The organism is Corallococcus llansteffanensis (assembly GCF_003612055.1).
GTDB lineage: Bacteria > Myxococcota > Myxococcia > Myxococcales > Myxococcaceae > Corallococcus > Corallococcus llansteffanensis.
The window spans coordinates 1-14,512 of sequence record NZ_RAWB01000234.1 but is presented as its reverse complement, the minus strand read 5'-3'; the positions used below and the strand labels follow the sequence as shown (position 1 = coordinate 14,512).

The window sequence follows — 14,512 nt, the reverse complement described above, 5'->3', positions numbered from 1 at the left end:
GTCCGAGGTCGCGCGCACCGTGGCGCTGGAGCCCACGGATCCGCTCTCCGTGCTCAACCAGGCGTTCCGCGACGCCTACGCCGCGCGCCGCGACGCCACGCTGTCGCGCATGGGCCCGGTCATCGCGCAGATCGATGACGTGCTCATCCTGCGCAAGGGCGGCCAGCGCTTCGAGGCCCCCTCCCGCACGCGGCGCTACCACGAGTACAAGGTCGTCACCCACGTCCCCCTCGCGCTCTACGTGCTGCTCGCGGGCCAGAAGGACGCCCTCGACGACGACACCCGCGTGCGCCTCACCACCCTGCGAGGCCTCATCACCGCTGCCTCCGGAAGCTTCGCCACCCGGGGGCTTCCCGCTGACGCCCTCGCCCGGCAGCACCGCATGCTGGATGCATCGCTGGCGCTCGTGGACAACGTCCTGGCCGCGAACCGCGTGGCGCACGAGGAGCTCGCCGCGTTCATCCACGCCCAGGTGCCGGACCTGCTGAAGAACGCCGAGGACGCGGCGAGGGATCAGATCGACACCATGCACGCCGCCGTCGAGGCGTGGAAACAACAGATGTCCCCCACCGAGCGCGAGCAACTCCGGGCAGTGGTCGCCGCCTCGCACATGTCGCGGCCCGGCAACGTGGCGGCGCAGTACTTCTCCGTCGCCCTGGGCGATACCTGGGAAGGCCGCTTCCACGAGGAGGAGCAGTCTCCGGGCAAGCGCGTCCTGTCGTCCGAGGCGACCTTCGACGAGTCCGCGGCCTTCGCCCTTCTCGCAACGCACGTGCTGGACGCGCGCACGTCCAGCGGCATCTTCGGGGAGGAGACGCGCATGGCGAGGGATCTGCTCGCGGACGCGGCGGAGCGCATCCTCGCCAGGATGTTCCAGAAGGCGCCGGAGCCTCCCCATGGGGGCGGCCCCTAGCGCTCAGGGGCGCGTGAGCGGCAGCACCACTTCGAACATCGCGCCCTCACCCAGGCGGCTCTCCAGGGACACGCGCCCGCCCTCGGCCTCCACGATGGTGCGCGTGAGGTAGAGCCCCAGGCCCAGGCCGCCGTAGTGGCGCTCGGACACCGCGCGCCCGTAGCGCTCGAAGATGCGGGGCCGCTGCTCCGGCGCGATGCCGATGCCTCCGTCCTGCACCCGCAGCCGCGCCACGGCGCCGTCCACCGTGAGCCGCACGGACACCGGCGTGCCGGCGCCGTACTTGAGCGCGTTGTCCAGGAGGTGATCCATCACCTGCGCCAGCCGCGTGCGGTCGAACGTACCGTGCACCGCGTCTGGCGTCTCCACCGTGAAGGCGCAGTGCTCCAGCGCGAAGCGCGGCGCGAACTGCTCGCACACCTCGCGCACCACGGCCGCGAGGTCCACGGCCTCCCGCTGCAGGCTGAAGGTGCCGGCGCTGATGCGGGACACGTCCAGCAGGTCGTTCATCAGCTCCGTGAGCCTGCGGACCTGCCGGTGCCCCGTCTCCACATGGGCCTCGATGGCCGGCACGAGCGGCGAGTCAGGGTGCGCCTTCACCGCGCGCGAGAGCGCCTGGAGCTTCAGGCTCAGCGGCGTCAACGGCGTCTTCAGCTCGTGGCTCGCGACGGACAGGAACTCGTCGCGCAGGCGCACGGCTTCACGCGCGTCCTGGAGCAGCCGCGCGTTGTCCACCGCCAGCGCCGCCAGGTTCGCCAACTCCTGGGCGAACTTCAGGTCGTCGTCGCCATAGCGGCGGTCGGAGGTGGTGGTGAGAAACGTCAGCGCGCCCAGGATGTTGCCCCGGGCCAGCAGCGGCGCGGTGATCAACGACCGGATGCCCAGCATGCGCATCACCTCCAGGTGGCGCGCGTCCTGCGCCACCGCCTGCATCAGCGCGTCCGAGACCTCCGGCACCACGGTCGACTGGCCCGTCGCCAGCGCCACCGAGGGCGGGTACACGGGCCGCTCACGGGGCACGGGATTCAAATCCCGCACGGTGCTCACGAGCGAGGCCTGGGACGAATCCGCCGTCACCACCTGGACCCGCTGGAAGTGGCCGCCCGGGTGCAGCAGGTCCACGATGCACCAGTCCGCGAGCGCCGACACCGACAGGTTCGCGAGCGAGGCCAGCGTCGCGGAGGCGTCCAGCGACGACGAGAACAGCTCTCCGGCCCGCGCGAGGAACGCGGCCCGCTCCTCACCCAGGCACTGAGCGTGGATGTCGATGCAGGTGCCCACCCACTCGCGCACGTCGCCGTTCGGAGCCAGCACCGGCGCCCCCCGCGCGAGCATCCATACATACGTGCCATCGGTGCGGCGCAGCCGGTAGCGGGCTTCGAAGCGCATGGCGGTCGCGGTGGCGCGCTCCCATGCCACCCGCGCCCCGGCCCGGTCGTCCGGATGCAGGACCTCGAGCCAGCCATCGTTGCGCATCTGCTCCACCGTCTGCCCGGTGAAGGCCCGCCACGACGGCGAGACGGGGTCCGCGTCGTCGCGCGCGGGGATGGACCAGACGACCTGCGCCGCCGTCGAAAGCAGCAGGCGGAGCCGTTCCAGCTCCTGCCGGAGCGCGGCCTCCATGCTGGAGGACGGCGTGGGGTGGGAGAAGCTGGGATCAGGAAGGGAGGACGTCATCGCGTGGGCTCAGTACACGTTGTACTTGGCCCGGAGCGCTTCGTGTTCCTGTGCGTTGCGAGAAGGGTGCAGTGTCTTCTGCGCGTCATGCAGGTAGTACCAGAAGTCACTCTTCACCGGGCGCAGCGCGGCGAGGAGCGAGTCCACCGTCGGCGCGCCAATGGGCCCGGGCGGCAGCCCCGCGCGGGTGCGCGAGTTCCACGGATCCTGGTTGTCGCGCAGCCGCTTGAGGAACGCCTTGCGGTCGTTCCACTCGGCGAGCTCGTAGCGGCTCGTCGCGTCCACGCCCAGGGGGAAGCCCTTGTCCACGCGCTTCCAGAGGATGCCCGCCACGAGCGGGCGCTGCGCGGGCACGGGCTCCTCGCGCTCCAGCATGGACGCCATGATGACGATGTCATGCAGCGTCCGGCCGCTCTTCGCGATCTCCGCCGCGTGCGCGTCGTAGAAGCGCGCGCGGAAGGTGTCGATCTGCCGCTGGATGAACGCCTCCACGCGGAAGCCCTCCGCGACGATGCCGTACGTCTCCGGGTACAGGTAGCCCTCCAGGCCGCGGACGGGCAGCGGGAACGGCGCCGTGAAGCGCTCCGAGCGGCTGGCCGCGGCGATGTACTCGCCCGGTTTGATCAGCCCCTGGGCGGCGAGCACCTGGTCGGTGTCGCGCAGGCGCCAGCCTTCAATCATCGCGAAGGGCACGTCCTCCGGCAGCGGCTGCCCCTCCAGCGCGGTGGCCAGCTGCTCCACCGATGCCGTCGGGCTCAGCAGGAAGCGGCCTGCCTTCACGTTGAGGTTGCCGCGGCGCCACAGGTGGAAGCGCCAGACACGGGCGTCGTCCAGGAAGCCCTGGGCCTGGAGCTGCTGCCCCAGGGAGCGCGCGGACGCGCCCTTCTTCACGATGAACTCCTTCGGGGCGGGGTCTTCCGAAGCGTGCGGCGTCGTGACGGCCTTCTGCATGTACCAGAACGCCCCGCCCACGCCCGCGACCGCCAGGACGATGAGCACGAGGAGCGCGACCAGGATCTTCTTCATGGTCGGCAAACTACCACCGGCCCCGACGCTGCCAACGAGAACCTCCCGGCACGCGACCGGGCAGCCAGACGCAAGCGCCCCCTTCTCAACACCCGCCAGGGGTGAGCACCTCGCAGCCGTCGCGGGTGACGAGCACGGTGTGCTCGAACTGGGCGGACAGGCTGCCGTCCGCCGTCACCACGGTCCACCCATCCGGGAGGATCCGGATTTCCGGGCGCCCCAGGTTCACCATGGGCTCGATGGTGAGCACCATGCCCGAGCGCAGCGTGATGCCCGTCCCCGCCTTTGCGACATGGGGCACGTGCGGCGGGCCATGCATCTGCCGGCCGATGCCGTGGCCGCCGAACTCTTCCACCACGCTGCACCCCTCCGCCTTCGCCAGCGCCATCACCGCCGCGCCAATGTCCCCCAGCCGCGCGCCGTGCCGCACCACCGCCACGCCCGCGTCCCGGCACCGCCGCGCCACGTCCACGACGTGCTTCGCGTCGGAGGACGCCTCGCCAATGAAGAACGTGGCGGACGTGTCACCGTGGAAGCCGTCCAGGCACGTCGTCACATCCACGTTGACGATGTCACCGGGCGCCAGGCGTTCGTCCGGGCGCGGGATGCCATGGCACACCACGTGGTTGCGGCTGGTGCACACCGTGGCGGGAAACCCCTTGTAGCCCAGCTGGCTGGGGGTGCCGCCCCGGCGCGCCGTGTCCTCGCGAACCCACGCGTCGATGTCCGCCGTCGCCACGCCCGGCTGGAGCTTCGCGGCGACGTGCGCCAGCGTCCCCGCCGCCGCGCGGCCCGCGAGCCTCAGCCGTTCAACCTCGGTGCCCTTGAAGAGAGGAATGCCCATGGCTGCCAAGGTGCCTGCGGCCCCGTTCGAACGTCCAATGCTGTTCTGGCATCGTCCGGCCGCGTGCACCCGGCCCCCGCCTCGCGCTAACCTGGGGGCGTGAGCATCACGCACCTCCAGTCCTTCCTCGCGGTGGCCGAAGAGGGCCACGTGGGCCGGGCCGCGCGCCGACTCCACCTCACCCAGCCGCCGCTCAGCCGTCACATCCTCGCGCTGGAGGACGAGCTGGGCACGCCCCTCTTCGAGCGCATCCCCCGGGGCATGCGCCTGCTGCCCACCGGCGAGGCCCTGCTCCACCACGCGCGCCGCATCCTCGCGGAGGTGGACGCGGCGGCACTCACCGTGCGCGCGGCGGCCCGGGACCCCAGGCCGCCTCCGCGCTGACCCGCGGGACTTCAGCCGCTCAGGTCCACGCGCTCATGCCGCCAATGCGGCGCAGCATCAGGATGGGGCCGTCGTCCATGCGGCGGCCACGCAAGTCAATCTCACAGTCGATGACCCAGTCCCCGTGGCCCTCCGGGTCCATGATGCGCTGCTGGGCCTCCCACTGGCGGGTGCCGGACTCCTTGAGCTGGGTGTTGGCCGGCTTGCGCGCCTGGGGCGTGAGCACCACCAGCTTGTGCTCCTCGAAGTACGGCGCCATCGCCTGCTCCAGCTTCGGCGCGGTCCACTCGCCCAGCGCGTTGTCCAGCATGCCCAGCGCGTCCAGATAGCGGCGCTGGCCCAGCGCGCGCAACAGCCGGTGCAGCTCCTCGCGCACACGCGCGGCGAAGGCCTTGGGGTCCTCGGTGAGTTCCTTGGGCTTCAGGTCCACCACCGGCTTCGCCTCGAGCGGCGCGTCCGGGTTCTTCATGCGCTCCCACTCGTCCAGGAGGCTGGAGTCCACCTGCCGGAGCGTCGCGCGCAGGTGGTCGATGATGTCGTCCACCTCCTCGTTGCGGAACTTCTCCGGCACCGTCTGCGCGAGCGACTTGTAGACGTCCCCCACGTAGCGCAAGAGCACGCCCTCGCTGCGCTGCAGGCCGTACTCGCGCACGTAGTCGTGGAAGGACATGAAGCGCTCGAACATGTCGCGCACGATGGACTTGGGCCGGATGTTCTCCTCGCCCACCCACGGGTGCTTGCGCGCGAAGGCGTTGAACGTCCCGTAGATGAACTCGCGGTTGGGCTTGTGCCACTCCAGCTTCTCCAGCTCCTCCATCCGGTCGTCGTATTCGATGCCCTGCGCCTTCATCTCCTGGATCTTCTCGCCCTTGAGCTGGTGCAGCTGCGCGTACAGCACCACGTCCGGGTTCTCCAGGATGGACTCCACCAGCGTGACGACGTCCAGCGCGTACGTCTCCAGCGCGGGGTCCAACAGCTCCAGCGTCTCATGCAGGTACAGCGACAGCGTGTGGTTGAGGCTGAAGTCGCGTTGCAGCTCGCCCGCCACCTCCACCGTCGCGGAGCGGCCCTCCCACTGCACCACCTGGACGATGCCCGCCTCCTTCAGCGTGCGGAAGTACATCGCCGCGTCCTTCAGGAGCCGCTTCTTGGTGTAGTCGGAGCTGTGCGAGCGGCGCACCAGCTGCACCAGCCGCTTGTAGCCGCCGCTGCCCTCCGTCTTGTCGCTCTGCAGCAGGTTGAGCAGCAGGCCGTGGCTCACCTCGAAGCGCGACTCCAGGGGCTCCGGCATGCCGTTCTGGAGCCGGTCGAAGGTGCTCTTGTCGTACTGCACGAAGCCCTTCTGCGGCGGCTTCGCCTTGGGCGTCTTCTTCTTGCCGGCGGCCTCCTTCGCCGCCTGCTTGATGTTCTCCACGACGTACTCGGGCGCCTGCGCCACCACGCTGCCCTCGGTGTCGAAGCCCTTGCGGCCCGCGCGGCCGGAGATCTGCTTGAAGTCGCGCACGCTCAGCGTCGTCAGCTTCTCGCCGTTGAACTTGAACAGCTGCGTGAAGAGCACCGTGCGGATGGGGATGTTCACGCCCACGCCCAGCGTGTCCGTGCCGCTGATGACCTTGAGCAGGCCCTGCTGCGCCAGCTTCTCCACCAGCAGCCGGTACTTGGGCAGCAGGCCCGCGTGGTGCATCCCGATTCCGTGGCGCAGGAAGCGCTGGAAGTCCTTGCCGTAGGGCGTGTCGAAGGGCGCGTCCATCAGGGCCTGCCGCAGCTCCTCCTTCTCCTCCTTGGTGTTGAAGTCCACGGACATCAGATTTTGCGCCTGCTCGGCCGCGGCCCGCTGCGTGAAGTTCACCAGGTAGACGGGGTACTTCCCGCGCGCGATGAGGTCCTGGATGGTCTCGTGCAGCGGCACCTCGCGGTAGTCGAAGTCGAGCGGCACCGGGCGCTCGGAGCTTCGCACCGTGGCCACCTCGCGGCCGGTGAGCTGCTCCAGGCTCTGCTCGATGACGTGCGTGTCGCCCAGCGTGGCGGACATCAGGAGGAACTGCGTCTGGGGCAGGGCCAGCAGCGGAATCTGCCAGGCCGTGCCGCGCTCCTTGTCGGAGTAGTAGTGGAACTCGTCCATCACCACCGCGTCCACGCGCGCGGAGGCATCACGCAGCGCGAGGTTGGCGAGGATCTCCGCCGTGCAGCAGAGGATGGGCGCCTCGCGGTTGATGCTCGCGTCGCCCGTGAGCATGCCCACGTTCTCCGGGCCGAAGGCCTTGGAGAGCTGGAAGAACTTCTCGTTCACCAGCGCCTTGATGGGGCACGTGTAGAACGACACCTTGCCCTCGGCCATGGCCTTGAAGTGCAGCGCCATCGCGACCAGCGACTTGCCGGAGCCGGTGGGCGTCTTGAGGAACAGGTGCTTGTTGCTCAAGAGCTCCAGGATGGCCTCCTCCTGGGCCGAGTACAGGCTCAGCCCGTTGGTGGCCACGTAGCCCACGAAGCGGTTGAGGATCTCATCGGCGTCGAGGGGGGGCTCGCCAGGCTTCGGCAGCAGGGCGGCGAGCGGGGCGCGGGCGTCGGCTTGAGCACTCATCAAGGGCGACTCTAGGGGTTGGCGCCCGGTCCCCGGGAAAAATCGCGCTCGGTTGACGGGCGGCCTGTGCCCTGGCCCACAGCGGCAATGCCTGAAGGGCTGGGTGGTCACGTCCAGGGCCGCTCCCCATCCTCCCCCCGCGTCAATTCAAGGGGGAGACGGACATGCGGATCGCACGGTTCATGGTGGGGATGGTGTTGGCGGGCGGGATGGCTGTGGCCGTGGCGCCCGGGTGCAGCAATGAGAGCGTCATCATCGAGCCAGAGGGCACGCCGATCACGGACGGGACCGTCGATGCGGGCCCTGCGCCCACGCTCACGGACGCCCAGATTGCCCGCGTGTTGCAGGTCGCGAACGAGGGCGAGGTGCTGCTCGGGCAGTTTGGCGGGCCCCTGGCCACCGACACCGCCACCCGCGACTTCAACGCCCAGATGGTGACCGAGCACACCGCCGCGAAGCAGCGGCTGGATGCGCTGCTGCAGGCCCAGGGCATCACGCCCGAGGACAGTCCCCTCAGCCTGCAATTGCAGACGGAGGTGCAGCAGATGCTGACCATCCTGCAGGGGCCCCAGGCGCCCGAGGGGGCCGCGTTCGACCTGGCCCTGATGAGCGCGCAGCTCAACGCGCACGCCCGCGTCGCCTTCGTCGGCGACAGCCTCCTGGGTCCCCAGGTCACGCTGCCGGCCCTGACGCAGGAGGTCCAGGCCGAGCGGCAGCAGGTGCAGCTGCACGTGCAGGAGGCCGAGGAGATCCAGACGCGGCTCCTGGCTCCGACCGCGCCGTAGCGACGCGGCTCGCGCGCAACCCGGGAAAAGGGGGCTCGGACTCTCAGAACCTGGGAGTCCGGATCCGCTTCTCCAACCTGGAGGGGAGGAAGCGCCCCAGGTGCTTTCCAATCATGTCGGCCCGGTTTAGTAGGAAAAAGAACCGCCGATGCAAAAGCCGACCGAGCCCACCTCCGCGCAGTCCGAACCGTTGACCACGGGGCGCATCCTGCGCGCCACGTACGAGATTGGCGCCGTGCTGGGCAAGGGCGGAATGGGGGCGGTCTTCCTCGCCCGCCACCTGCGGCTGCCGGGCAAGCAGGTCGCCATCAAGGTGCTGCACGGGGCGGAGTCGCTGTCGAAGGAGGTGGCGGTGCGCTTCCGGCGCGAGGCGGAGATCGCCTCGCGGCTGGGGCACCCCAACATCGTGGAGGTGCTGGACTTCGACACCCTGGAGGACGGCACGCCCTTCATGGTGATGGAGTACCTGCGCGGGGAGAGCCTGTCGCGGCGGCTGCGGCGGCAGAAGCAGCTGCCGCTGGAGGACGTCTTCGCCATCTCCCGGCAGATGGGCGCGGCGCTCCAGGCGGCGCACCGCGCGGGCGTGGTGCACCGCGACCTGAAGCCGGGCAACGTGTTCCTGGTCCCCACGGAGGCCGGCGGCGTGGTGGGCGAGCGCGTGAAGCTGCTCGACTTCGGCATCTCCAAGCTCATCGACTCGCGCACGGTGCAGACGCTGGACTCGGTGCTGATGGGGACGCCGCAGTACATGGCGCCCGAGCAGGCCATGGGCCACAACAGCGACGTGGACTCGCGGACGGACCTCTTCTCGTTCGGCTGCATGATCTACGAGATGCTCGCTGGCCGGCCGCCCTACTCCGGCGACAACGTCGCGGAGCTCATCTATCAAATCGTCCACGTCGAGCCGGAGCCCCTGCTGTCGCTGGCGCCGGGCACGCCTCCGCGCGTGGCGACGGCCATCTCCCGCGCGATGGCCAAGCGCCCCGGGGACCGCTACCCGGACGTGGGCGCGTTCATCCTGGACCTGACGGGCAGCCCGCTGCAGACGCTCGCGGAGCCGAAGCCCGCGCGCGTGCCCACCGTCGCGCCCGCGCACGTTGAACCGGTGCCCACGCCAGGGCCCTCGCAGGAGCACGTCCCCACCGTGGGCATGCGCCCCCACGCCCTCCAGGAGGGGCCCGCCTCCTCCGCGGGGCCCCGGACGGAGTCGCTGCCCGCGCAGCCCCTGCCTCGCTCGAGGCCGAAGTGGCTGGTGGGCGTGGCCGTGGGCTTCGTGATCATCGCGGCCTTCACCACCGCCTTCTTCTGGCGCGGCGCGGGGACGCTCCCCCCCGCGGCTCCGGGCGTGGTGGTCGCGACCCCGGTGCCCGCGCCCCAGCCCCCGGTGGCCGTCACGCCTCCGGCCGTCGTGGCCGTGAAGCCGCCCGTGGAGCAGAAGAAGCCCCCCGAGTCCTCCACGCAGCCAGTTGATTCCGACGCCGAACTTGTCGAAAAGAACCCGACGCCAACCGAGAAGCCTCCCAGCGTCGGGATCACCGGCCGGAAGCCGGCGCGGCTCCCGGGCACCTCCACGTCCCTCGAGAAGCTGCCCGACAGCGTCCGCGAGGACCTGGCGGCGGCGCAGCGGTCGCTGGACGCGCAGAACGCGTCGGAAGCGCTGCGTCACATCCGGCGCAGCCAGCGCACGCAGATCACCGGCGCGTCGTTCGCGCTCCTCACCCGCGTGTACTGCCAGCAGCACGACCTGGCGAATGCGCGGGCCCAATGGACCCGGGTGCCGGCAACGGAGCGTCCCAGGGTCCGACAATATTGTCGGCAGTACGATATCGACCTCTGAGGTCGCCCCGGGCGCGCGAAGGGGGAACGCGCGCGCCCCCCATTCAAGGAGTCCCTGTGAGAGTTCTACTGGCAGTGAGCGTCGTGGCCTTGTCCCTGGGGTGTTCCCGGGGCGTGCGGCTCGACAGCGCCGTGGCGGGCACCAAGCCCCTGACGGGCAAGGTGTATTCCAACGAGGCCGGCGAGCAGGTGACCATCATCCCGCTGGAGCCTGCGGACGCGAAGAAGGCGCTGCTCGAGTTCAACGGCACGAAGAGCGAGCTGGACGGCAAGGTCGTCGTCGCCAGCGTCGATCAGGACCGGGGCACCGGCTACTGGACGAAGTGGCGCGGCCGCACGCAGCGCTTCGTCACCGTGCATGACCGGGGCGGCTACGAGGACCTCATCCTCAGCCCCGCGGGCGCCTCGGGCTACACGCACCTGAAGCCGGACACGGGCCGCACCGCGGCGCTGAAGGTGGAGAAGGTGTTCGAGCGCTACCAGGACGCGGAGGCCGACGGCGACCTGAAGCCCTTCCTCCCGTTTGATCGGAAGTTCTGGGTGGCCCAGGCGGAGAAGGAATTGGGCGCCACCGTGGCCGAGGCGAACACCGCGTGCGGCACGAAGCTGTTGGCGACCATCGCCTGGGACTCCATCCCGGATCCGGTCCTCAACGAGCTGTCCATCCCCAGCTACTGCGCGGGCCCGCTGGAGTCGCTGCAGAAGCTGTGCAGCCGCTCCGAAGAGGCGAAGCGAACCGTCCAGCAGAAGATCCAGACGGTGGAGTGCCGGGTGGAAGCCGCGCCCGCGCTGAAGCTGGAAGCGCAGAAGGTCATCTGGTCCGTGAAGTCGGGCGAGACGCTCCAGCCCGAAGCCACCACCACCTTCTTCACCGAAAACCTCTAGGCCGGAGCCCAACACATGTTCCTTCGACACATGGTCATCGCCCTGGGGTTCGTCCTCGCCCCGCAAGCCGCGCTCGCGCTGGATCCGCCCTGGGGTCAGGAGAAGCGCCTGCGCGACCGCATGGTGCTGGAGTCCACCCGGGTGTGCACGGACGGCAAGGGCCACTACACCGTCATCGTCCCCAACAGCCCGGAGACGGACGGCCAGCTCTTCTACGGGGACGGCAAGGCGTTCGTGGAGGTGCCGGCCGTCAGCACCTACAGCGAGACGCAGGCGGACTTCTTCGAGCCCCGCTTCTTCAACCCCAAGGCCAACGACAACTTCCGCGGCGTGGACTACCGGGTGATCTCGCGCCTGGTGCTCAGCGAGGACGGGAAGACGTGCACGCTCAGCTGCGGCGACCGCAGCCTGCCCCAGCAGACCCTGGTGGCGGACAAGGTGAAGGAGCTCGTGCGTAAGTCCACCTTCGCGCCCAGCCCCATGAAGTTCCAGCCCTACGCGCTCCTGCGGGACGACAAGGGCACGTACTACCTGGTGGAGCGCGGCATCGGCCCGGACAACAAGAGCTTCCGCATCTTCACGGGCCAGCGCGGCCAGGTGAAGCAGCAGAAGATGCTCAACGTCGTCACCGACTCGCAGGGAGAGATCTTCTCCACCCAGGGCGGTGACCTGCGCCTCGTGGTGGACCGCGAGGAGCCGTCCTTCTGGGTGGTGAAGAGCAAGCGCCAGAAGCTGCGCGCGGTGCCCGTGGGGGAGAACCTGCCCTTCATCTACAACGAGCTGGGCGTCTACACGGGCGCGCGGCTGGGCACGCCCTGCGACGACGTGTAGTGCCGTAGGGGCTTCAAGCCCCGGGCACGGTCAGCCGAGCACCTTCACGGCCTTGACCATGTCCGGGGCCAGCTCCTCGTTCTCGAGGATGCTGAAGCCCTGCTTACGGCTGACGGTCTGCATGCCGCGGTTGCGCGTGAGGATGTCCGCGACGATGCGCTCGAGGCCCCAGTCCTGGCCAATCTCCACCAGCCGCCGCAGCAGCTCCTCGCCCAGGCCCTGGCGCTGCACGGTGTCGCTGACGGTGATGGCGAACTCCGCGTCCTTCGTGCCCCTCAGGCGCGTGAGCCGGCCCACCGCCAGGATTTCGCCCCCGCCCTTCCCGTCCGGTGCGCGCCGCTCGGCGACGAGCGCCAGCTCCCGCGCGTAGTCGTTGAAGCAGATGCGCGCCAGCCGCTCGTGGGCCACGCGCTGGCTCAGCTTCATCAGGCCCGCGTAGCGCAGGAACACCGTCTGTTCGGACAACGCCTGGTGGAAGCGCCCCATGGCGGGCTCGTCCTCCGGGCGGATGGGCCGCAGCGTGACGGACTCGCCGTTCTTCAGCGTGAAGTCCTGCACGTACTGCTGCGGGTACGGTTCGATGGCGAGCCTGGGCAGCGACGCGGCGGTGACGTCCGGCGGGTGCAGCACCACGCGGGCATCCAGGGCGATGAGCCGGTCGGCGGAGACGCGCAGCGGGTTGATGTCCAGCTCGCGGATGAAGGGCTGCTCCACCACCAACTGGCTGAAGCGCACCATCAGTCGCTCCAGCGCGCCCAGGTCCACCGGGGGCTGGCCGCGCACGCCCTTGAGCGCATGGTGGATGCGCGTGCGCTCCATCATCCGCCGCGCCAGCGTGGTGTTGAGGGGCGGCAGGCCCAGGGCCCGGTCCTGGAACACCTCCACCAGCGTGCCGCCCGCGCCGAAGAGCAGCACCGGCCCGAACTGCGCGTCCTGGCTGCTGCCCAGGATGAGCTCGTAGCCGTCCAGCTTCACCATGGGCTGCACGGTGACGCCGTCGAACGCGTCCCACAGTTCCCGCTCGATGAGCCCGTCGCGGATGGCGCGGAAGCCGGCGCGCACGGAGTCCTCGTCGCGCAGGTCCAGGCGCACGCCGCCCACGTCCGTCTTGTGCGTCACCGTGAGCGAGTGCAGCTTGAGCACCACGGGGAAGCCCAGCGTGCGGGCCTTCTCCACCGCTTCGTCCTCGGAGGCGGCGAGCCACGTCTCCACGGTGGGGATGCCGTAGGCGGCCAGCAGGCGCTTGGATTCGTATTCGGACAGGAGGGTGCGGCCCTGGGCGCGGGCCTCGTCCACCAGGGCGCGCGCCACGTCGCGGCCGCCGCCGGTGGGCTCCTCGGCCAGGGTGGGCGTCTCGTACAGGCCCGCGATGTTGTCCGCGTAGCGCCACATGTAGTTGAAGACGCGGGCCGCGGTGTCCGGGTAGCCGAAGGTCGGGATGCCCGCGTCGTTGAGGATGCGCTCGCCCGCGGCCACCTCGGAGCCGCCCATCCAACTCGCGAGCACGGGCTTGCCGGGCATTTTCGCGTAGGCCTTGAGGCGGTCGGCCGTCTGGGTGGGCTCGGTCATGTCCTGCGGGGTGAGGATGACGAGCAGGCCGTCGCTGTTCGGATCCGCGCCCGTCAACTCCAGCGTCTTCGCGTAGCGCTCCGCGTCCGCGTCTCCCAGGATGTCCACCGGGTTGCCATGGCTCCACGGCGGCGGCAGGAAGGCGTCCAGCTGCGCGCGGGTGGCGTCCGACAGCACGGCCAGCTCCCCGCCTCCGGCGACGAGCGCGTCGGTGGCGAGCACGGCGGGGCCGCCCGCGTTGGTGAGCAGCGTGAGCCTGCGGCCGGAGGGCCGGGGCTGGCGCGCGAGCACCTCCGCCATGTGGAAGAGATCCTCGATGGAGTCCACGCGCAGCACGCCCGCGCGGCGGAACGCGGCGCTCAGCACCTCGTCGCTGCCGGCGAGCGTGCCGGTGTGCGACGCGGCGGCCTGCGCGGCCTGCGCGGTGCGGCCCGCCTTGATGACGATGATGGGCTTGGTGAGGGCGACTTCACGCGCGGCGGACAGGAAGGCGCGCGCGTCGCCGATGGACTCCATGTACAGCAGGATGGAGCGCGTCATCGGATCATCGGCGAGGTAGTCGATGAGGTCGCCCCACCCCACGTCCAGCATGGAGCCCACGGACACGAAGGCGCTGAAGCCCACGGACTCTCGCAGGCTCCAGTCCAGGATGGAGGTGAGCAGCGCGCCGGACTGGCTGATGAAGGCCACGTTGCCGGGCCGGGCCATGCCCCGGGCGAACGTCGCGTTGAAGCCGCCCGTGGGCCGCATCACGCCCAGGCAGTTGGGCCCGATGATGCGCAGGTTCGCGGCCTGGGCGATGCGCAGCACCTCCTGCTCCAGCTTCACGCCCTCGGGGCCGGTCTCCTTGAAGCCCGCGGAGATGATGATGGCGCCCTTCACGCCGACCTCCGCGCACTCGCGGATGAGGTCCGGCACGGAGGACGCGGGCGTGACGATGACGGCCAGGTCCACGGCCTCGGGCAGGGCGCGCAGGGAAGGCCACGCCTTGATGCCCAGCACGTTGGGGCGCCGTGGGTTGATGGGATAGACGGTGCCGCCGAACGGGCTGCTGATGAGGTTCCAGAGCACCGTGCGCCCCACGCTGCCGGGACGCTCGCTCGCTCCCACCACCGCGACGCTGCGGGGCGAGAAGAGGACCTCCAGCGGCTGGCGCGTGCGCTGGTGGAGCAGGTCGAGGG

The 14,512-nt window shown here is 70.2% G+C and carries 11 protein-coding genes; 6 read left to right on the top strand and 5 right to left on the bottom strand.

The genetic code is table 11. The features are described 5' to 3' along the window. On the top strand, nt 1-913 hold a 913-nt coding region (locus D7V93_RS21715; protein ID WP_244237426.1), incomplete at its 5' end, for a hypothetical protein. Between the two features lie 3 nt (nt 914-916). Here D7V93_RS21715 and D7V93_RS21710 read toward each other — a convergent pair. From D7V93_RS21710 to map, 3 genes are all read right to left on the bottom strand, one after another. Beyond that, nucleotides 917-2,590 carry a sensor histidine kinase gene (locus D7V93_RS21710; protein ID WP_120645234.1) on the bottom strand — a complete coding sequence of 558 codons (1,674 nt, stop codon included), beginning with the start codon at nt 2,588-2,590 and terminating at the stop codon, nt 917-919. Between the two features lie 9 nt (nt 2,591-2,599). Further along, nucleotides 2,600-3,616: an endolytic transglycosylase MltG gene (gene mltG / locus D7V93_RS21705; RefSeq protein WP_120645237.1), complete on the bottom strand. Its 1,017-nt coding sequence runs from the start codon at nt 3,614-3,616 to the stop codon at nt 2,600-2,602. A gap of 85 nt (nt 3,617-3,701) precedes the next feature. Beyond that, the gene (gene map / locus D7V93_RS21700; RefSeq protein ID WP_120645233.1) at nt 3,702-4,460 is read right to left on the bottom strand and encodes a type I methionyl aminopeptidase; all 759 of its coding nucleotides are present in this window, start codon (nt 4,458-4,460) and stop codon (nt 3,702-3,704) included. Between the two features lie 99 nt (nt 4,461-4,559). On the opposite strand from map, the gene D7V93_RS21695 reads away from it, so the two are divergent. Beyond that, nucleotides 4,560-4,844 (top strand): LysR family transcriptional regulator, encoded by a 285-nt coding sequence (locus D7V93_RS21695; protein WP_120645232.1) that lies wholly within the window; start codon nt 4,560-4,562, stop codon nt 4,842-4,844. Nucleotides 4,845-4,863: 19 nt separating this feature from the next. Here D7V93_RS21695 and D7V93_RS21690 read toward each other — a convergent pair whose 3' ends face one another. Beyond that, nucleotides 4,864-7,425: a DEAD/DEAH box helicase gene (locus tag D7V93_RS21690; RefSeq protein WP_120645231.1), complete on the bottom strand. Its 2,562-nt coding sequence runs from the start codon at nt 7,423-7,425 to the stop codon at nt 4,864-4,866. Nucleotides 7,426-7,589: 164 nt separating this feature from the next. Here D7V93_RS21690 and D7V93_RS21685 point away from each other — a divergent pair, with 164 nt between their 5' ends. From D7V93_RS21685 to D7V93_RS21670, 4 genes are all read left to right on the top strand, one after another. Continuing rightward, the gene (locus tag D7V93_RS21685) at nt 7,590-8,210 is read left to right on the top strand and encodes a DUF4142 domain-containing protein (RefSeq protein ID WP_120645230.1); all 621 of its coding nucleotides are present in this window, start codon (nt 7,590-7,592) and stop codon (nt 8,208-8,210) included. A gap of 148 nt (nt 8,211-8,358) precedes the next feature. Further along, nucleotides 8,359-10,047 (top strand): serine/threonine protein kinase, encoded by a 1,689-nt coding sequence (locus D7V93_RS21680; RefSeq protein WP_120645229.1) that lies wholly within the window; start codon nt 8,359-8,361, stop codon nt 10,045-10,047. 83 nt (nt 10,048-10,130) lie between these two features. Next, a complete protein-coding gene (locus tag D7V93_RS21675) occupies nt 10,131-10,931 on the top strand; it encodes a hypothetical protein (protein WP_147451267.1) in 801 nt (266 codons plus the stop codon). A gap of 15 nt (nt 10,932-10,946) precedes the next feature. After that, nucleotides 10,947-11,762 carry a hypothetical protein gene (locus tag D7V93_RS21670; RefSeq protein WP_244237425.1) on the top strand — a complete coding sequence of 272 codons (816 nt, stop codon included), beginning with the start codon at nt 10,947-10,949 and terminating at the stop codon, nt 11,760-11,762. 30 nt (nt 11,763-11,792) lie between these two features. Here the strand turns inward: D7V93_RS21670 and D7V93_RS21665 are convergent, their stop codons facing one another. Next, complete coding sequence (locus D7V93_RS21665) at nt 11,793-14,504, bottom strand: bifunctional acetate--CoA ligase family protein/GNAT family N-acetyltransferase (protein WP_120645235.1); 2,712 nt, start codon at nt 14,502-14,504, stop codon at nt 11,793-11,795. Nucleotides 14,505-14,512: the final 8 nt, after the last annotated feature.

Excerpts from the sequence above, each read along its gene's own strand:
- mltG (WP_120645237.1), bottom strand. The coding sequence starts at position 3,616 with ATGAAGAAGATCCTGGTCGCGCTCCTCGTGCTCATCGTCCTGGCGGTC.
- D7V93_RS21680 (WP_120645229.1), top strand. The coding sequence starts at position 8,359 with ATGCAAAAGCCGACCGAGCCCACCTCCGCGCAGTCCGAACCGTTGACC.
- D7V93_RS21670 (WP_244237425.1), top strand. The coding sequence starts at position 10,947 with ATGTTCCTTCGACACATGGTCATCGCCCTGGGGTTCGTCCTCGCCCCG.
- map (WP_120645233.1), bottom strand. The coding sequence starts at position 4,460 with ATGGGCATTCCTCTCTTCAAGGGCACCGAGGTTGAACGGCTGAGGCTC.
- D7V93_RS21685 (WP_120645230.1), top strand. The coding sequence starts at position 7,590 with ATGCGGATCGCACGGTTCATGGTGGGGATGGTGTTGGCGGGCGGGATG.
- D7V93_RS21690 (WP_120645231.1), bottom strand. The coding sequence starts at position 7,425 with ATGAGTGCTCAAGCCGACGCCCGCGCCCCGCTCGCCGCCCTGCTGCCG.
- D7V93_RS21710 (WP_120645234.1), bottom strand. The coding sequence starts at position 2,590 with ATGACGTCCTCCCTTCCTGATCCCAGCTTCTCCCACCCCACGCCGTCC.